We start from the raw sequence: 16,526 nt of genomic DNA, 5'->3' as shown, positions 1-16,526 counted from the left end.
GACACCCAGGCATGGTCAAACCCGAACGCCGGACCAAAGGCGATCTGCTGGCCGCCGCGGCGATCGCGGTCGTCGTCGCTGCGACCGCGTCGCTGATCTGGTGGACCAGCGATGCCCGGGCCACGATCAGCCGGCCCGCCGCGACGCCGGCACCCAACCCGACCCCGGCCAAGCAGGTGCCGGCCAGCCTGAAGCAGCTATGGACCGCGCCCAGCGCCGCCACCACGGCACCGGTGATCGTGGGCGGGACGGTCGCTACCGGCGACGGCCGTGAAGTAGACGGCCGCGACGCCGGCACCGGCCAGACGCGCTGGAGCTACTCCCGCGACAGCGACCTGTGCGGCCTGTCCTGGGTCTACCACTACGCGGTCGCCGTTTACCGTGACGACCGCGGTTGCGGCCAGGTCAGCACCATCGACGGAACCACCGGCCGCCGGGGGCCCGCTCGCAGCAGCTACGCCGACCCGCAGGTGCGAGTGTCCTCGGACGGCACGACGGTGTTGTCGGTCGGCGATACGCGCTTGGAGCTGTGGCGCTCCGACATGGTCCGGATGCTGGCCTACGGCGAGACCGACGCCCGGGTGAAACCGTCGTCGCGGGGACTGCACTCCGGATGCAAGCTGTACTCGGGGGCGGCCAGCTCGTTGGAGGTTTCGGTGCTGGAGAGCTGCGGGAACCAGGGCGACCTGCGCCTGGCCCTGCTGCGCCCGGGCAAGGAAGACGACGAACCCCAGCAGCATCTCGTGTCCGAGCCCGGGATCAAGGCGAACTCGGGCGCACGCGTGCTCACCGTCTGGCAAAGCAACACGGCCGTCTATCTGCCGACACCGCAGCCCAGGGTCGACGTGGTCGATGAGATGGGCACCACGGTGGCGAGCGCGCTGCTGGCCAAGGCCCCGACAGACTCGGCGGTATCGCAGGCGGGCAACCTGGTGACCTGGTGGACCGGTGACTCCGTATTGGTGTTCGAGGCGAGCACCCTGAACCTGCGCTACACCATCGCCGCGGGCGACAAGACGGTGCCGTTGGGACCCGGCACCATGATGGCCGGCAAGCTGCTGATTCCGGTCACCGGCGGAATCGGCGTCTATGACCCGATGACCGGCGCCAACGAGCGCTACATCCCGGTGGAGCGGGCACCGAGCACCCGCGCGGTGGTCCCGGCGGTATCGGGCTCCCTGGTATTCGAGCAGCGCGGCGACACCGTGGTCGCGCTGGGCTGACGCTTAGGCCTCGACGGCAGCGCCCGATGGCAACGGCGACGCCCAGTGTGCGCTCAGGGCGACGACACGGCGACCGACGCCGCCATCAACGCACACTCGACGCCTGGCGCCTACGCCTCGACGGAGAACGTCGGCAGCGGTTTGCCGGACTTCCAGTGCTTGAGCAACGCCTGCGCCAGCGTGGAGTAGGCGACCGCGCCCTTGTTCTTGCGCCCGGCCAGCACCGACGAGCCCGACGCGCTGGCCTCGGCGAAACGCACGGTGCGTGGGATCGGCGGTGCGAGCACCGGCAAGTCGTAGCGGTCCGCGACATCGAGCAGCACATCGCGGGTGTGGGTGGTGCGCGAGTCGTACAACGTCGGCAATGCGCCCAGCAGCCGCAGATTCGGGTTGGTGATCTGCTGGACATCGGCGACGGTGCGCAGGAATTGACCGACGCCGCGGTGCGCCAGCGTCTCGCACTGCAGCGGCACGATCACCTCGTCGGCGGCCGTCAGCCCGTTGAGGGTCAGCACCCCCAGCGACGGCGGGCAGTCGATGACGACGACGTCGAACTGGTCGGCGACTTTCGCCAGCGCGCGCTTGAGTGCGTACTCGCGGCCGGCCCGCATGAGCAGCATCGCCTCGGCGCCGGCCAAGTCAATGTTGGCCGGCAGCAGCGTCATTCCCTCCATCGTGGTGACCAGCGCGGCGCTCGGCTCGATCTCACCCAGCAGCACCTCGTGCACTGACACCGGCAACTTGTCGGGATCTTGACCGAGCGAGAACGTCAGACAACCCTGCGGATCCAGATCGACGAGCAGTACCCGCTTCCCCTTTTCCACCATCGCCGCACCCAGCGAGGCAACCGTCGTCGTCTTGGCGACTCCGCCCTTCTGGTTCGCGACCGCCAACACCCTCGTCTCACTCATCAGCGCCGCTCTCCCCCGCACGCGGGCGGTACCCCCACCTCATCGCTCGTTTCCCCTCGTCGTCGTCGGCGCGCTCACACCTGCCATCCTGGCACGTTCGGGGCCGGGAGCTCAGGACCTTGCCACTTCGGGACGGTAAGTCGTGGGGCAGAATCATCGAACATGGGCTTGCACAACCACCGACTTGTATTGCTCCGCCATGGCGAAACCGAATGGTCGAAATCCGGCCAGCACACCGGCCGCACCGACATAGAGCTCACCGATACCGGCCGGCTGCAGGCCGAGCTTGCCGGGCACGTCCTGCGTGAGCTGAAACTGACTGACCCACTGGTGATCAGTAGTCCCCGGATACGCGCGCTGACCACAGCCAAACTCGCCGGTCTCGCCGTCGACGAGGTATCGCAACTGCTCGCCGAATGGGATTACGGTTCCTACGAGGGGTTGACGACCCCGCAGATCCGGGAATCGGTCCCCGATTGGCTGGTGTGGACCCACGGTTGCCCCGGCGGCGAGAGCGTGGCGCAAGTCAGCGCCCGAGCCGATCGGGCCGTTGCGCTGGCGTTGGAGCACATGGCTTCGCGCGACGTGGTGTTCGTGGGCCACAGCCATTTCTCCCGCTCGGTCATTACCCGCTGGGTCGAGCTGCCGCTCGTCGAGGGCAGCCGCTTCTGGATGCTGGCCGGCTCGATCGCCGTGTGCGGGTTCGAGCATGGTCTGCGACAGCTCGCCGCGCTCGGACTAACCGGCCTTCCGCAGGCAATCGCACCCGGTTGAGCACCACGGAACCGCCGTTCGCGCTGTGCGGCCCGCGCGGCACCCTGGTTGGCGAGGGGGTGCGGGCGCGCTACCACGACGTGGGCGCCGCCCAAGCCGCGCTGATATCGGGATCGGCCCCAATTGTGTTGGGCGCATTGCCTTTTGACTTGGAACGACCCGCCGCATTGCTGGTGCCGGACACGGTGCGGCACAGCGACGGACCACCCGACTGGCCGACGGAACCACTGCCAAACGTGCGCATCGCCGCGGCCATCCCGCCGCCGGCCGAATACCGCGCCCGCATCAGCCGCGCCCGCGATGAGCTGACCGCGCCGAACACCTCGCTGAGCAAGGTGGTGCTGGCCCGGGCGTTGCAGCTGGCCGCCGATGGCGCGCTGGATGCCCGTGTCGTTCTGCGCCGCCTGGCCGCCAACGATCCGGCGGCCTACTGTTATCTGGCCGACCTGACCGCCGCCGGCGCGGACAACGCGGGCGTGGCCCTGGTGGGCGCGAGCCCGGAACTTCTGGTCGCGCGCTCCGGCGACCAGCTGACCTGCCAGCCGTTCGCCGGTTCGGCCCCACGCGCCGCGGACCCGCAGCGCGACGCCGCCAACGGCGCCGCGCTGGCCGCATCCGCCAAGGACCGCCACGAGCATCAGCTGGTCATCGACACCATGCGGGCAGCGCTGGAACCGCTGTGCGACGAGCTGTCCATCGCCCCCGAGCCGCAGCTGAGCCGCACCGCCGCGGTATGGCATCTGTGCACACCGATCAGCGGCAAGCTGCGCGATAAGTCAACCACCGCAATCGATTTAGCACTGGCCCTGCACCCCACCCCGGCAGTCGGAGGCGTGCCGGCCAAGGCCGCATCCGAGCTGATTGCCGAAATCGAAGGCGACCGCGGCTTCTACGCCGGCGCGGTGGGCTGGTGCGACTCCAACGGCGACGGTTATTGGGTGGTGTCCATCCGCTGTGCGCAGCTGTCTGCGGATCGCCGCACCGCCCTGGCGCGCGCCGGCGGCGGCATTGTCGCGGAGTCGGATCCTGATGCCGAAGTTGACGAAACCACAACGAAATTCGCCACGATTCTCAACGCGCTAGGAGTTGAGCAATGAGCGAAAACATCCGTCGCGCCAAACCCGAAGACGCCGCCGACATAGCCGACATGATCCACGCGCTGGCCGAATTCGAACGCGCCACCGAAGAATGCACCGTCACCGAAAAGCTAATTTCCGCAGCACTTTTCGCCCCTTCGCCGATCGTGTACGGACATGTCGCCGAAGTCGACGGGGAGATCGCCGCGATGGCGCTGTGGTTCCTCAACTTCTCCACGTGGGACGGCGTCGGGGGCATCTACCTCGAAGATCTGTTCGTGCGAACCAAGTTTCGCCGCCGCGGCCTGGCCCGCAAACTGCTGGCGACCCTGGCGGCCGAGTGTGTCGACAACGGCTACACCCGGTTGTCGTGGGCGGTGCTGAACTGGAACGCCGACGCGATCACGCTGTACGACGAGATCGGCGGCCAGCCGCAACGAGAGTGGACCACCTACCGGCTGTCCGGGGCGTCGTTGTCCGGGCTGGCCGGACCGCGCTGATCGCCACCCGCGACCCAGCGCAGCGCCGCTGGGCTGAAAAGCAAGACCAACACCGTCAGCGCCAGCACGGCCAGCGGTATGCCGAAGGCCGCCCGATGCGAGCCGACCGCGAGGTACCAGGCCACCGGCAGCAGGAGCAGCTGGGTGAACACCGCGAGTCCGCGCCCCCAGCGCCGGCCGACGACCAGCGCGCGGCCGGCGGCCAGCACCACGCCGCCGATCACCAGGAACCAGAGCGCGGTGCCCAAACCGTTGACCACCCGCTGGTCGGCTCCGGCGATCGCCCGCACCACCAGGACCACGGCCATCGCCAGTGCGGCCAGCCCCTGCGCCGCGACGACGAATCCGGCGCCGCGAACGGCGGACGGGGGCGGTGGTATCTCCCGGGTGCGGCGGCCGCGGTTCACAGCGTCAGCGTAACCACGCGGCACCCCCCTACCGTCGAGCCGCCGCTTTCCCCCACAGCAAGGCCTTAACCGCCCCGCATAAGCTCGTGCCTCATGCGAGCCGTTCTGATCGTGAACCCCGCAGCCACGTCCACCACGCCCGCCGGCCGCGATCTGCTGGCGCATGCGCTCAAGAGCCGCCTCGAGCTCACCGTCGAGCACACCGACCACCGCGGTCACGGGACCGAGCTCGGTCACGCGGCCGCCGAGAGCGGGGTCGACCTGGTCGTCGTGCATGGCGGAGACGGCTCGGTGAGCGGGGTTGTCAACGGCATCCTGGGCCGTCCCGGCGCGCCGCGGCCGGAACACGTCCCCGCGGTCGCCGTGGTACCGGGCGGCTCGGCGAATGTGCTGGCCAGGTCGCTGGGAATCTCCCGGGACCCGGTCGCCGCCACCAACCAGCTGATCCAACTGATCGACGACTACCGCCGCCACCAGACCTGGCGGCGCATCAGCCTGATCGACTGCGGTGAGCAGTACGCGGTGATCAACGCGGGAATGGGCGTCGACGCCGAGGTGGTCGCCGCGGTGGAAGCCCAACGCAACAAGGGTGTCAAGGTCACGCCGTTGCGGTATTGGCGGGTCGCGGTGCCCGCAACGATCCGCTATAGCCGCCGCGCGCCGGACATGACGCTGGAGCTACCCGGCCGCGATCCCGTCTCGGGCGTGCAATTCGCCTGGGTGTCCAACACGACGCCGTGGACCTACAGCAACAGCCGGCCGATGGTGACCAACCCGGGTTGCAGCTTCGAGTCGGGCCTCGGCGTGTTCGCGGTCACGAGTTTGAAGGTCATTCCCACGCTTCGATTACTGCGCCAGATTCTCGCGAAGAACCCGAACCCGGAAGCCAAACAACTTGTCCGAGACGACGACACAGCTTGCCTGCGAATCACTTGCGGCGGCGAGCCGGTCGCCAGTCAGTACGACGGGGAGTACCTCGGGATGCGCGAATCCATGACGTTCCGGGCGGTGCGCGATGCGCTTCCAGTGGCAGCGCCGCCGCAAAGCAAACCGTCCTGAGCTGCGGAAATATCGGGCCAAACGGCGACAGCCTCCGAATATCCTCGGCAGGGTAATCGGCGAGTGTAGTACAACGGAGTGAGGGCTTGACTAAGCCTTTACCAAAGTGAGATAGCCCACGGCCTAACTCACGCTATTGACTTCTGTTGTGCCTGTGAAACGATCGAAAGGTTGCATGCAGAGATGGTGGGGGTACCGAACAGACCCCTACTCATGCAAGCGTTAAGAGCCGAAGAATAACGCCAGTGCGCGATGCTGCGCACATAGTGAGGAGTAACTACTTATGGATTGGCGCCACAAGGCGGTGTGTCGCGACGAGGACCCGGAGCTGTTCTTCCCAGTAGGAAACAGTGGCCCGGCGCTCGCGCAGATCGCTGACGCGAAACTGGTCTGCAATCGGTGTTCGGTGACCACGGAGTGCCTCGGATGGGCGCTGAACACTGGTCAGGACTCCGGCGTGTGGGGCGGAATGAGCGAAGACGAGCGGCGCGCGCTCAAGCGCCGCAACGCCCGGACGAAGGCCCGCAGCGGAGTCTGACCCCAGTCTCTAGACAGCGCGGCCCCGACGAATTGTCGGGGCCGCGCTGTTGCGTGGGTGCCTACAACAGCAGCCTGGACCGCCGGCCGATCGGCACCCGCAGCACCACATCGGTACCGCCGCGGGGCGCCTGACGCATCCCCAGGGTGCCGTCGAGCTCGGCAGCCACCAGGGTGCGCACGATCTGCAGGCCCAGGCTGTCGGATTTCTCGAGGCTGAAACCGTCGGGCAGTCCCCGCCCGTCGTCGTGCACCACCACATCGAGCCAGCGCGCCGAGCGCTCGGCACGAATAGTCACCGACCCCTCCGGGGCAGCCGGGTCAAACGCGTGCTCGATCGCGTTTTGCACCAGCTCGGTGATCACCATGATCAGCGCCGTGGCGCGGTCGGAGTCGAGCACACCCAGATCACCGACGCGGTTGATCCGGATCGGGCGGTCCACCGACGCGACGTCGTTCATGATCGGCAGGATCCGGTCGATGACCTCGTCGAGGTTGACCTGCTCGTCGACGGACATCGACAACGCGTCGTGAACCAATGCGATCGATGACACCCGGCGCACCGATTCGATCAGCGCCTCGCGGCCTTCGGCGTTGGCGGTCCGGCGGGCCTGCAGGCGCAGCAGCGCCGCCACCGTCTGCAGGTTGTTCTTCACCCGATGGTGGATCTCGCGGATCGTGGCGTCCTTGGAGATCAGGGCCCGGTCGCGGCGCTTCACCTCGGTGACGTCGCGGATCAACACCGCGGCGCCCGCGCCGGCGCCGTGCACCACCAGCGGCAACGTCCGCAACAGCACTGTAGCCCCGCCGGCGTCGACCTCCATGCGCATGCTCTTGCCGCCGGCCAGCAGGTCCTGCACGTGCTCGGCCATCTCTTGAGCTTCGAACGAATCCGAGATCAGCGGCCGCGTGATCCGGATGAGGTTGTGGCCCTCCAGCTCGCTCGTCAGTCCCATGCGGTGATATGCCGACAGGGCGTTGGGGCTGGCGTAGGCGACGACGCCGTCGACGTCGAGGCGGATGAATCCGTCGCCGACGCGTGGCGTGGATCGTGACATGGCAACGTCGCGCACGTCCGGGAAGGTGCCGTCGGCCAGCATGTGGACCAGATCGGCGGCACATTCGCGGTAGGCGGTCTCCAGGTGCCCGGAGTTCTGATTGGCGGTCGGCGCGGTTTGGTGCTGGGTGAGCACCGCGACCACCTGATCTGCGTAGCGCACCGGCGACGCCGCGACGTGCGGCCCGGGAAGTGGCCACGAATCTTGTTGGCTTGCTCCGGTTTCCAGCTGCGCGATGCCCGACGCGAAGGTCTCGGCGACCAGCCGTAGACGATCGGCGGCCACGACGCTGCCCACCGAGTCGGTCTGCAGAACCGTGGGCGCGGTGTTCGGCCGGCATTGCGCCACGCACACCAGCACGCCGTCGTCGCGGCGAACCCACATCAGATAGTCAGCGAACGACAGGTCGGCCAGCAGCTGCCACTCCCCGACCACGGCATGCAGGTGGTCCACGGCGTTGCCGGGCAGCATCGTGTGTTCGGCCAGAAGATCACCGAGCGTGGACATCAAATACTCCCGCGTCGTCCCACGGCGGTAGGTGCGAAGCGCCGGACGGCTAGCTGATCACGGCGATCAGGTCGCCCGCCTGGATCACATCGCCGACGGCCACACTCACCTTGCTGATCGTGCCGTCGACCTCGGCCAAGACCGGAATCTCCATCTTCATGGACTCCAGCAGCACCACCACGTCGCCCTTGCCGATTTGGTCGCCCTCGTTGACAACGACTTCGAGCACGCTGGCCACGATCTCGGCTCGAACATCCTCGGCCATCTTCACCCCACTCGTTTCGGCCATTGCGCATGCTGGCTGGTCTGGGCTTCCATCTCAAGCTCATGTATATCGAACCACAACATCATTAGGCATACCGGCGCGCGGGCCGGCCCGCGGTGGGGTGAAAAAGCACACGCTGCGCCGTGAGAGAATTGACGGCAACCTGACGGGCGCCGAGCGCCCGAAAATCATGAACGAGCGACGGAGGTTCTCCCCATGGCCAAACGTGGCCGCAAGAAGCGTGACCGCAAGCACAGCAAGGCCAACCACGGCAGGCGTCCCAACGCGTAACCCCTGGTAGTCACGCTGGAGCGGGCCGCTGCTACGACTCCCGGATGATCGTGGTGCGGCGGATCTCTAGCCGCAGCCGCTCGCGCAGGCCCTCGGGGGCCTTGTCGCCGCTGCATTTGCTCGCGATCAGCGCCTTGAATTGCTCTTCAATCCCGAACAGCCGCAGGCATGGCGGGCATTCGTCGAGATGTTGCTTGAGTTTTTTCCGCGTCTCCGCCGTGCATTCGCCGTCGAGCAGCGTCCATACCTCGGCGATCAATTCAGCGCATTCGGCCTTTGTGCGTGGATCCGAGCCTGACGAGGCGCCATCGGGCGAAAGTTCGCTCATGACGTCACCTCCTCGTGCGTCTGCTGACCCCGGATGAAGCCGCGCTCCTTGGCCACGTCTTCCAGCAGCGATCGCAGCTGACGTCTGCCCCGATGCAGCCGAGACATTACCGTCCCGATCGGGGTGTCCATGATCTCGGCGATCTCCTTGTACGGGAAGCCCTCGACATCGGCGTAATAGACGGCCATCCGGAACTCTTCCGGCAGCGCCTGCAGCGCGGCTTTGATCTCGGTGTCCGGCAGCGCCTCCAGGGCCTCTACCTCGGCCGACCGCAACCCGGTTGAGGAGTGTTCGGCGTTGGACGCGAGCTGCCAGTCGGTGATCTCCTCGGTCGGATACTCCGCGGGCTGGCGCTGCTTCTTGCGATAGCTGTTGATGTAGGTGTTGGTCAGAATCCGGTACAGCCACGCCTTGAGGTTGGTGCCGGCCCGGAACGACCGAAATCCGGCGTAGGCCTTGACCATCGTTTCCTGCAGCAGGTCCTCGGCGTCTGCGGGATTGCGCGTCATGCGCAGCGCGCCGCCGTAGAGCTGGTCCAACAGGGGAATCGCGTCCCGCTCGAAGCGCGCGGTCAGCTCCTCATCGGTTTCTTCAACAGGCTCGACAGGGTCGGAACCGGTCACTGTGTCTGGGCCATCGTCTAAGTCGGCCATCTCGATTAACACGGTCCCTTCCGTTGCAGCGTCGCCGCGAACCACCCCGAGCGACACCGGACTCGCAAACAAGCGAACCAACTGCTCCTCGCCCATCGAACTGCCTAACAGGCTCGTCGCCGTTGACACCAGATCCTCCCTCCCAATCTAGAGGCTGCCACCGACAATCTTTGCCCGGGCCGCTCACATGCGTTTTAGAGACCGAAAGAATCAACAGCACGAGCCGACGTGCTATTTCCGGTGCCGAGGTCCCCCCAACCGACCGGTTGGGACCGGGAGTTAGTGTGACGCCATGTCCCACGCCACGTCTTTGCAAGGCAAGACCATGTTCATCTCCGGCGCCAGCCGCGGAATCGGCCTGGCAATCGCCAAGCGCGCAGCACAGGACGGCGCCAATATCGCGCTGATCGCCAAGACCGCCGAGCCGCACCCGAAGCTGCCGGGAACGGTGTACACCGCCGCCAAGGAACTCGAGGAGGCCGGCGGGCAGGCGCTGCCGATCGTCGGGGACGTCCGTGACCCGGATTCCGTCGAATCCGCGGTAGCCAAGACCGTGGAGCAGTTCGGCGGCATCGACATCTGCGTGAACAACGCGTCGGCGATCAACCTGGGGTCCATCGCCGAGGTCCCGATGAAGCGGTTCGACCTGATGAACGGCATCCAGGTGCGTGGCACGTACGCGGTGTCGCAGGCGTGCCTGCCGCACATGAAAGGCCGGGAGAACCCGCACGTCCTGACGCTGTCGCCGCCGGTGCTGCTCGGCGCGGAGTGGCTCAAGCCGACGGCGTACATGATGGCCAAGTTCGGCATGACGCTGTGCGCGCTGGGAATCGCGCAGGAGATGCGCGAAGAGGGCATCGCGTCCAACACGTTGTGGCCGCGCACATTGGTGGCCACCGCCGCGGTGCAGAACCTGCTCGGCGGCGACGAGGCGATGGGCCGGGCCCGCAAGCCCGAGGTCTACTCGGACGCCGCCTACATCATCCTCAACAAGCCGTCCAAGGAGTACACCGGCAACATGCTGCTGTGCGAGGACGTGCTACTGGAAAACGGCGTCACCGACCTGTCGGTCTACAACTGCGTGCCGGGCGGCACACTCGGCGTCGACTTCTGGGTGGACGGCGTCAACCCGCCGGGGTACACGGGGCCGTAGGAGTGATCGCAAGCGCGGCGCAGCCGGGTGCAGTGGGTCACGACCATCGGACCTAAGGGGCCCTAACGTGCCCGCGACGCCGGCGTTGGCGGCGCTGACCAAGGCCGGTGTGCCGCACGAGGTGGTGAAGTTCGGCCACGATCCACGCGAACACTCGTTCGGAGCGGAAGCCGTAAGCGCGCTGAGCGGGGCCGGCATTGCGCCCGGGCAGATCTACAAGACGCTGGTGATCGCCGTGCCCAACGGGCTGGCCGTCGCGGTCGTGCAGGCGTCCGCCCGGCTGTCGTTGAAGGCGGCCGCCGCGGCGGTGGGCGCGGCCAAGGCCGCGATGGCCGAACCCGCGGTCGCCGAGCGGACCACCGGGTACATCGTCGGCGCGGTCTCGCCGTTCGGTCAGCGCAAGGCGCTGCCGACGGTCGTGGATTCCAGCGCGCTGGCCTGGGAGCGGGTGTTCTGCAGCGCCGGGCGCCGCGGCTGGGACGTCGCCCTCGCCCCGCAGGATCTGATCAGCGTCACCGGCGCGATCACCGCCGACATTCAGGTCTAGCCCTTGGTGAGGGTGAACTGCGCGACATCGGTGTAGCCCTCGCGGAACAGATCCGCGCAACCGGTCAGGTACTTCATGTACCGGTCGTAGACCTCTTGCGACTGAATCTCGATGGCCTCGTCGCGCCTCGCCTCAAGCGCCGCCGCCCAGTTGTCGAGGGTGCGCGCGTAGTGCAGCCGCAACGGCTGGTAGAGCTCAAGGCTGAAGCCGGCGCGCTTGGCGTGCTCCTCGACCGACTTGGCGTTGGGCAGGTCTCCGCCTGGGAAGATCTCGTCCATGATGAATTTCATGAAGCGGATCTTCGTCATGGTGAGCGGCAGTCCGCGTTCGGCGAATTCCTGGTCACTGGGCTTGATAATGGTGTGCAGCAGCATCACTCCATCGGCCGGCAGTGCCTCGTGAGCCATCTTGAAGAAGTCGTCGTACCGGTCGCGTCCGAAGTGCTCGAATGCACCGATTGACACGATGCGGTCCACCTTTTCGTCAAACTGTTCCCAGCCCTGCAGCAGCACCCGCTTGGTTCGCCCGGATGGATGCTTGTCGAGGCGCTGGTGGACGTGCGCCTGTTGATTGCGGCTCAGTGTCAGGCCGACGACGTTGACGTCGTAATTCTCGAGGGCGCGGACGATCGTGGTGCCCCAGCCACAGCCGATGTCGAGCAGCGTCATGCCGGGTCGCAGCCCGAGCTTGCCCAGCGACAGGTCGACCTTGGCGTACTGCGCCTCTTCGAGCGACATGTCGTCACGCTCGAAATAGGCGCAGCTGTATGTGCGCGTCGGGTCCAGGAAAAGCGCGAAGAACTCGTCAGACAGGTCGTAGTGCGCCTGCACGTCCTCGAAATGCGGCTTCAAGCCCGGAGTTTCGCTTTTCTTTGAAGACAAGGCACAACCTTTGAGATCGGGGTTTAACTGGGCATCGCGGCATGCGATCGAAGTTTGATCGACGGTCCGGCGTTCCAGTCTAGCCGCACCCTGTGATGGGCCGTCATGCGCGCATGCCGGAAACGACCTCGAATGAGAATCGCGCACGGGACCGAGGCGTGCACCGAGCGTCGATACCGTTGCACTTCATAGCGTTTCACTTGGCTCGTTCAGGAAGCGCTCGATGACGGGCGCAAGTTCGACTGCATTGTGCACCAGGTCGATATGCCCACCGGAATGCAGATGCAGCCGCGAATGCGGCAGCAATGCATGCATGATGCGGGCGTTGACCACCGGGATGATCGGGTCATCGGTGCCCGCGACGACCAATGTCTGCTGCCGTACCGCCGGCAGCGCGAACAGGCTGGTCCAGACCGAGCCGGCGAGCAGCTGGTGCAGGTACCCGACTTTGGAACCCGCGTGCAATTGCCGCACGAACAGTTGCGCGACGTCGTCACCGTGCGCGCGGACGGTGCCGCCGTAGAGCTCACCGGCAATGGATGCGGCATAGTCCGGGTCCGAGAACCTATGCGGTGTAATCATTTTCGCCAGAACACGCGGGTGGGCGGGCACCATCAGCAGTCCGGTACCCGTCGCCACCAGCACCAGCCGCCGGCAACGGCGCGGATTCTGGAAGGCGAACTGCTGGGCAAGCGCGCCGCCCCAGGACAGGCCGAGCACGTCCACCACGCCGATTCCCAGCTTGGTCAGCACCCGCCCAAGCACCCAGGCCAGGTAGGGAAAACCATACGGGGCAACGGATGTGGGAGATCCCCCGGTGCCGGGCACGTCGAATCTGACCACCGTCGCATCCGGAGTCAAGCGCTCCACCAGCGGATCGAGCACTTCCAGGCTGGCCCCGATGCCATTGCACAGCACGAGCGGCACGCCGGTTCCGGGCCGCACGTTCACTCGGATCCGTTGACCGCCGGCGGTGACGTATCGGTGTTCGCCAATGGTGCTCACCGGTGTCAGCCTGCGCGTGGCTCTCATTTCTCCATCACATAACTGCCCGGGGCCGGGCCGAGCGGTGGCAGGTCTTCCCCACCAAGCGTTTTCGGAGCGTCGACCTCCGGACCGCTGCGCTCGGCCAGCCAGGCCACATAGTCCGGCCACCAGGAATCAGCCGACTCCTCCGCCGTATCCAGCCATTGCTCGGGGGCCTCCACATCGACCGGACCGGTCCGGTACGACGCCTTCGGATTGCCCGGCGGATTCACCAGTGCGGCGATGTGGCCGCTGGTGGACAGCACGTAGCGGTTGTCCTTGCTGCCCAGCAGACGCGCGCTGCGATAGGTGGCCTGCCACGGGGAAATGTGATCGGCCACACCGCCGATGACATAGGCGTCGGAGGTGACATTGGCCAGGTCGACCGGGCTGCCCAGCATGCTGACCGCCCCGGGGGTGACCAACGCGTTGCCCAGGCCCATCAGCACCATGTCGCGGTGCAGGGCGGCGGCCATCCGGGTGGTGTCGGCATTCCAGAACAACACGTCGAAGGGTGCCGGCTTGCGGCCCTGCACATAGTTGTTCACCACATACCGCCACACCAGGTCGGTGGGCCGCAGCCAGGCGAACATCTCCGCCATGTCGCGTCCGTCGAGGTAGCCCTTGTGTCGGGAAACCCGGATCGCCGCCTGCGCCGCGCGATCGCTCATCGACGCGGATGCGAAGCCGGCCCGGGTCTCGTCCAGCACGGTGACCGCCAAAGTCAGGCCCGCGACCCGGTCCTGCTCGCCGATCTCACCGAGGTGGGCCGCGGTCATCGCCGCGAGGATGCCGCCCGAGCAGGTGGCCAGCAGATGAGTGTTGTCCGTTCCGGTGATTTTCCGCGCCGCGTCCATCGCCTCGATGATCGCCGCGCCGTAGGCGTCGAAGCCCCAATCACGATGGCGTGCTTGCGGATTGCGCCAGGAGATGACGAACACCTGCTGCCCTTGCTGGACGAAGTATTCGATCATGCTGCGGCCCGGCGCGATGTCCATGATGTAGTACTTGTTGATCACCGGCGGCACCATGAGCAACGGTATGGCGCGCACCTTCGGTGTCTGGGGGACGTATTGGATCAGTTCGAACATCGAGGTTCGCAGCACGACAGCCCCTTTGGTGACGGCGACGGTCTCGCCCACCGCGAAGGCGTCCGGCTCGACCATCGCCGGCACCCGAGGCTTCGAAAGCATGTCTCGGGCAAAGGATTTCGCGCCTCGCACCGCACTCAGACCGCCCGTGTCGATCAGCGCTTTCCAGCCCAGCGGGCTGATCAGCGGGTTGTTGGTCGGCGCCAGCCCTTCCACCAGGTTGTCCATCACAAAGCGCATCTTCTCGTTGTCGCGCCAGTCAAGCCCGGCATCGTTGAGCAACCCTTCGGCGGCCTCGGCACCGGCCAGATAGGCCTGCATGATTCGGTGCAGAAACGGATTCTGTTGCCACGCAGGATCGCTGAAGCGCTTATCGGCACGCGCTGGAGCACGGTGCGACTTACCCGTGGCGATGCTGCCGAGCTCGCGCGTCAGCCTGCCGACCCGGTCGGCGACGGCACCGGGATGCTGGGCGAGGCCGGCTCCGAAGCGGGCCCAGGTGGCGTTCGGCATCATCCGGCCGGCGAATGGCTTGGTGGCGCTGGTGAGTAGCAGATCGAGCGGGGCGGCCAGCTCGTCGGCCCTGACGTTCGACGGATTCGGGGTTTCAGCCATGGTTAGGGGTGCTTTCGCTTGTCGGGATGGTGATTTCGCGCTTCAGCAGCTTGCCGGTGGGCCCCTTGGGCAGAGCCTCGACCAGCCAGACCAGACGCGGATATTTGTATGCCGCTACCCGGGCTTTGACGTAGTCGCGCAGTTCGTCGGCCGTGACCACCGCGCCCGTCTTGAGGGCGATTGCGGCACCGACTTCCTCGCCGAGGGAGTCGTGCGCGATGCCGATGACGGCGGCTTCGGCCACCGCCGGGTGCTCGTAGAGCACCTCCTCGATCTCGCGCGGGTACACGTTGTAACCGCCGCGAATGATCAAGTCTTTGGTCCGGTCGACGACGTAGAAATAGCCGTCCTCGTCGATGCGGCCGACGTCACCGGTGCGCAGCCAGCCGTCAGGTGTGATCGTGGCCTCGGTGGCGTCGGGAAGATTCCAGTAACCCTTCATCACATTGTGGCCCCGGATCTGGATCTCACCCCGTTGCCCTTGCGGAACCTGCACCCCGTCCAGGTCGACGACCCGCATTTCCACGCCCTCGATCGGCGTGCCGATCGAGCCGGCCTTGCGCGGCCGGTGCGGATGATTGAAGGCGGCGACCGGAGAACTTTCGGATAGGCCGTATCCCTCGAGAACGGCGCAACCAAACGCGTTTTCGAAGTCGGTGAGTACTTGGACCGGAAGAGCCGCACCGCCTGAGACGCAGGTCCGCAGACTCCGTGTTGCTTCGGGGGCGGCCTCTTCGGACACGCTCAGCAGCGCCGAGTACATCGTCGGCACGCCTTCGAAGACCGTAACGCCTTCTCGCTCAATTACTTCGAGGGCCTTGCGAGGTTCGAATCGAGGGATGAGTGTCAACGTCGCGCCCGTGAGGACGGCCACGTTGAGCCCGCAGGTCAGGCCGAAGACGTGGAATAGCGGCAGGCAGCCCATGATGACATCGTCGGGCTCGATCTCGACCAGGGTGCGGACTGCTACGTCGGCGTTGCGGGCCAAATTGCCGTGGGTGAGCATGGCGCCCTTGGGTTTTCCGGTGGTACCCGAGGTGTGCAGGATGACTGCGACTTCGTCGTCGGCGCGATCGACCGGTGAGCTCTGGGGTGTCAACCCGGCAATCAAATCGGTGAGCGCGGCGTCATCGACCACCCAGCACCGCGCCCGAACCTCCGCGGCACCGGCGGTGGCCTGGTCGGCGAACGCCGGCGTCGCGAACAGTGCCTTAGCGCCGCTGTTGGACAGGTAGTACGCCACCTCGCGGGCCTTGAGCAAAGGGTTCATCGGGACCGCGACCGCGCCGCGATAGATGATGCCGTAAAACGCGATCGCGAAGGCCGGGGTGTTGGGCAGCATGATCCCCACCCGATCGCCCGGCTCGACGCCGGCCTGCCCCAGCAGCGTCGCTACCCGCGCAGCCGCGTCGTCGAGCTCCGCGAAGCTGAATTGCAGGCCGTCGCAGCGCAGCGCCACGCGTTGGGGGTGGCGATCCTTCGTTGCAACGAGACTGGCGCTGAGGGAGGTCATCGGGTGCCTTTCGGAGATACCTGTATCGCTGTTTCCATCGTCATTCCGGCAGCTGCGCAGGACAATGTCGCCGAAAACAACAGCGGGACGGATTCGGTGTGACCGTTCACA

19 protein-coding genes are annotated in these 16,526 nt (G+C 66.5%); 9 read left to right on the top strand and 10 right to left on the bottom strand.

The annotated features are described in order from the left end of the window. The first annotated feature begins 11 nt into the window (after positions 1–11). The gene (locus MJO58_RS06605; protein WP_239722355.1) at positions 12–1,223 is read left to right on the top strand and encodes an Rv3212 family protein; all 1,212 of its coding nucleotides are present in this window, start codon (positions 12–14) and stop codon (positions 1,221–1,223) included. Positions 1,224–1,333: 110 nt separating this feature from the next. Here the strand turns inward: MJO58_RS06605 and MJO58_RS06600 are convergent, their stop codons facing one another. Beyond that, the gene (locus tag MJO58_RS06600) at positions 1,334–2,134 is read right to left on the bottom strand and encodes a ParA family protein (RefSeq protein WP_090600789.1); all 801 of its coding nucleotides are present in this window, start codon (positions 2,132–2,134) and stop codon (positions 1,334–1,336) included. A gap of 162 nt (positions 2,135–2,296) precedes the next feature. On the opposite strand from MJO58_RS06600, the gene MJO58_RS06595 reads away from it, so the two are divergent. Genes MJO58_RS06595 through MJO58_RS06585 form a run of 3 tightly spaced genes read left to right on the top strand, consistent with a single transcriptional unit; the run spans position 2,297 to position 4,484 of the window. Further along, positions 2,297–2,908, top strand: a complete 612-nt coding sequence (locus tag MJO58_RS06595) for an acid phosphatase (RefSeq protein WP_090600788.1) — start codon at positions 2,297–2,299, stop codon at positions 2,906–2,908. Next, complete coding sequence (locus MJO58_RS06590; RefSeq protein WP_239722354.1) at positions 2,905–4,005, top strand: isochorismate synthase; 1,101 nt, start codon at positions 2,905–2,907, stop codon at positions 4,003–4,005. Before MJO58_RS06595 ends, MJO58_RS06590 begins: the two co-directional genes overlap by 4 nt. Continuing rightward, a complete protein-coding gene (locus MJO58_RS06585) occupies positions 4,002–4,484 on the top strand; it encodes a GNAT family N-acetyltransferase (RefSeq protein ID WP_239722353.1) in 483 nt (160 codons plus the stop codon). The genes MJO58_RS06590 and MJO58_RS06585 overlap by 4 nt, the downstream gene beginning before the upstream one ends. Here MJO58_RS06585 and MJO58_RS06580 read toward each other — a convergent pair. Beyond that, positions 4,436–4,864 (bottom strand): hypothetical protein, encoded by a 429-nt coding sequence (locus MJO58_RS06580; protein ID WP_090608535.1) that lies wholly within the window; start codon positions 4,862–4,864, stop codon positions 4,436–4,438. The genes MJO58_RS06585 and MJO58_RS06580 overlap by 49 nt on opposite strands. Before the next feature lie 120 nt (positions 4,865–4,984). On the opposite strand from MJO58_RS06580, the gene MJO58_RS06575 reads away from it, so the two are divergent. Both MJO58_RS06575 and whiB1 read left to right on the top strand, forming a co-directional pair. Then, positions 4,985–5,950 carry a diacylglycerol/lipid kinase family protein gene (locus MJO58_RS06575; RefSeq protein WP_090600785.1) on the top strand — a complete coding sequence of 322 codons (966 nt, stop codon included), beginning with the start codon at positions 4,985–4,987 and terminating at the stop codon, positions 5,948–5,950. Between the two features lie 283 nt (positions 5,951–6,233). Further along, positions 6,234–6,488 (top strand): transcriptional regulator WhiB1, encoded by a 255-nt coding sequence (gene whiB1, locus MJO58_RS06570; protein WP_036467351.1) that lies wholly within the window; start codon positions 6,234–6,236, stop codon positions 6,486–6,488. A gap of 61 nt (positions 6,489–6,549) precedes the next feature. Here whiB1 and MJO58_RS06565 read toward each other — a convergent pair whose 3' ends face one another. Together MJO58_RS06565 and MJO58_RS06560 are read right to left on the bottom strand one after the other, a co-directional pair. Continuing rightward, a complete protein-coding gene (locus tag MJO58_RS06565; protein ID WP_090600784.1) occupies positions 6,550–8,052 on the bottom strand; it encodes a sensor histidine kinase in 1,503 nt (500 codons plus the stop codon). Positions 8,053–8,101: 49 nt separating this feature from the next. Next, positions 8,102–8,317, bottom strand: a complete 216-nt coding sequence (locus MJO58_RS06560) for a biotin/lipoyl-binding carrier protein (protein WP_025735747.1) — start codon at positions 8,315–8,317, stop codon at positions 8,102–8,104. A 216-nt stretch (positions 8,318–8,533) separates the two neighbouring features. Here MJO58_RS06560 and MJO58_RS28900 point away from each other — a divergent pair, with 216 nt between their 5' ends. Continuing rightward, the gene (locus MJO58_RS28900) at positions 8,534–8,608 is read left to right on the top strand and encodes a 50S ribosomal protein bL37 (protein ID WP_085976028.1); all 75 of its coding nucleotides are present in this window, start codon (positions 8,534–8,536) and stop codon (positions 8,606–8,608) included. 31 nt (positions 8,609–8,639) lie between these two features. Here the strand turns inward: MJO58_RS28900 and rsrA are convergent, their stop codons facing one another. After that, positions 8,640–8,936, bottom strand: coding sequence for a mycothiol system anti-sigma-R factor (rsrA, locus tag MJO58_RS06555; RefSeq protein ID WP_350355908.1), 297 nt, complete (start codon positions 8,934–8,936; stop codon positions 8,640–8,642). Beyond that, positions 8,933–9,589 (bottom strand): sigma-70 family RNA polymerase sigma factor, encoded by a 657-nt coding sequence (locus MJO58_RS06550; RefSeq protein WP_175364602.1) that lies wholly within the window; start codon positions 9,587–9,589, stop codon positions 8,933–8,935. The genes rsrA and MJO58_RS06550 overlap by 4 nt, the downstream gene beginning before the upstream one ends. A 292-nt stretch (positions 9,590–9,881) precedes the next feature. On the opposite strand from MJO58_RS06550, the gene MJO58_RS06545 reads away from it, so the two are divergent. After that, complete coding sequence (locus tag MJO58_RS06545; RefSeq protein WP_090600781.1) at positions 9,882–10,742, top strand: SDR family oxidoreductase; 861 nt, start codon at positions 9,882–9,884, stop codon at positions 10,740–10,742. A gap of 67 nt (positions 10,743–10,809) precedes the next feature. Further along, complete coding sequence (locus tag MJO58_RS06540; RefSeq protein ID WP_090600780.1) at positions 10,810–11,289, top strand: aminoacyl-tRNA deacylase; 480 nt, start codon at positions 10,810–10,812, stop codon at positions 11,287–11,289. On the opposite strand, the gene MJO58_RS06535 is transcribed toward MJO58_RS06540, so the two are convergent. From MJO58_RS06535 to MJO58_RS06520, 4 genes are all read right to left on the bottom strand, one after another. Further along, a complete protein-coding gene (locus MJO58_RS06535) occupies positions 11,286–12,170 on the bottom strand; it encodes a cyclopropane mycolic acid synthase family methyltransferase (protein WP_239722352.1) in 885 nt (294 codons plus the stop codon). The two genes, MJO58_RS06540 and MJO58_RS06535, sit on opposite strands and share 4 nt — an antisense overlap. 186 nt (positions 12,171–12,356) lie before the next feature. Then, positions 12,357–13,202 (bottom strand): poly(3-hydroxyalkanoate) depolymerase, encoded by an 846-nt coding sequence (gene phaZ, locus MJO58_RS06530; protein WP_090600778.1) that lies wholly within the window; start codon positions 13,200–13,202, stop codon positions 12,357–12,359. Next, positions 13,199–14,902 (bottom strand): PHA/PHB synthase family protein, encoded by a 1,704-nt coding sequence (locus tag MJO58_RS06525; RefSeq protein ID WP_239722350.1) that lies wholly within the window; start codon positions 14,900–14,902, stop codon positions 13,199–13,201. Before MJO58_RS06525 ends, phaZ begins: the two co-directional genes overlap by 4 nt. Beyond that, positions 14,895–16,415 carry a long-chain-fatty-acid--CoA ligase gene (locus MJO58_RS06520; protein WP_239722349.1) on the bottom strand — a complete coding sequence of 507 codons (1,521 nt, stop codon included), beginning with the start codon at positions 16,413–16,415 and terminating at the stop codon, positions 14,895–14,897. The genes MJO58_RS06525 and MJO58_RS06520 overlap by 8 nt, the downstream gene beginning before the upstream one ends. Positions 16,416–16,526 lie beyond the last annotated feature (111 nt).

The sequence above is a fragment of the Mycobacterium lentiflavum genome (genome assembly GCF_022374895.2).
Taxonomy (GTDB): Bacteria; Actinomycetota; Actinomycetes; order Mycobacteriales; family Mycobacteriaceae; genus Mycobacterium; species Mycobacterium lentiflavum.
This window is presented reverse-complemented; position numbering and strand designations above follow the sequence as displayed.

Excerpts from the sequence above, each read along its gene's own strand:
- MJO58_RS06605 (WP_239722355.1), top strand. The coding sequence starts at position 12 with ATGGTCAAACCCGAACGCCGGACCAAAGGCGATCTGCTGGCCGCCGCG.
- MJO58_RS06600 (WP_090600789.1), bottom strand. The coding sequence starts at position 2,134 with ATGAGTGAGACGAGGGTGTTGGCGGTCGCGAACCAGAAGGGCGGAGTC.
- MJO58_RS06595 (WP_090600788.1), top strand. The coding sequence starts at position 2,297 with ATGGGCTTGCACAACCACCGACTTGTATTGCTCCGCCATGGCGAAACC.
- MJO58_RS06585 (WP_239722353.1), top strand. The coding sequence starts at position 4,002 with ATGAGCGAAAACATCCGTCGCGCCAAACCCGAAGACGCCGCCGACATA.
- MJO58_RS06575 (WP_090600785.1), top strand. The coding sequence starts at position 4,985 with ATGCGAGCCGTTCTGATCGTGAACCCCGCAGCCACGTCCACCACGCCC.
- whiB1 (WP_036467351.1), top strand. The coding sequence starts at position 6,234 with ATGGATTGGCGCCACAAGGCGGTGTGTCGCGACGAGGACCCGGAGCTG.
- MJO58_RS06565 (WP_090600784.1), bottom strand. The coding sequence starts at position 8,052 with ATGTCCACGCTCGGTGATCTTCTGGCCGAACACACGATGCTGCCCGGC.
- MJO58_RS06560 (WP_025735747.1), bottom strand. The coding sequence starts at position 8,317 with ATGGCCGAGGATGTTCGAGCCGAGATCGTGGCCAGCGTGCTCGAAGTC.
- rsrA (WP_350355908.1), bottom strand. The coding sequence starts at position 8,936 with ATGAGCGAACTTTCGCCCGATGGCGCCTCGTCAGGCTCGGATCCACGC.
- MJO58_RS06550 (WP_175364602.1), bottom strand. The coding sequence starts at position 9,589 with ATGGCCGACTTAGACGATGGCCCAGACACAGTGACCGGTTCCGACCCT.
- MJO58_RS06545 (WP_090600781.1), top strand. The coding sequence starts at position 9,882 with ATGTCCCACGCCACGTCTTTGCAAGGCAAGACCATGTTCATCTCCGGC.
- phaZ (WP_090600778.1), bottom strand. The coding sequence starts at position 13,202 with ATGAGAGCCACGCGCAGGCTGACACCGGTGAGCACCATTGGCGAACAC.
- MJO58_RS06525 (WP_239722350.1), bottom strand. The coding sequence starts at position 14,902 with ATGGCTGAAACCCCGAATCCGTCGAACGTCAGGGCCGACGAGCTGGCC.
- MJO58_RS06520 (WP_239722349.1), bottom strand. The coding sequence starts at position 16,415 with ATGACCTCCCTCAGCGCCAGTCTCGTTGCAACGAAGGATCGCCACCCC.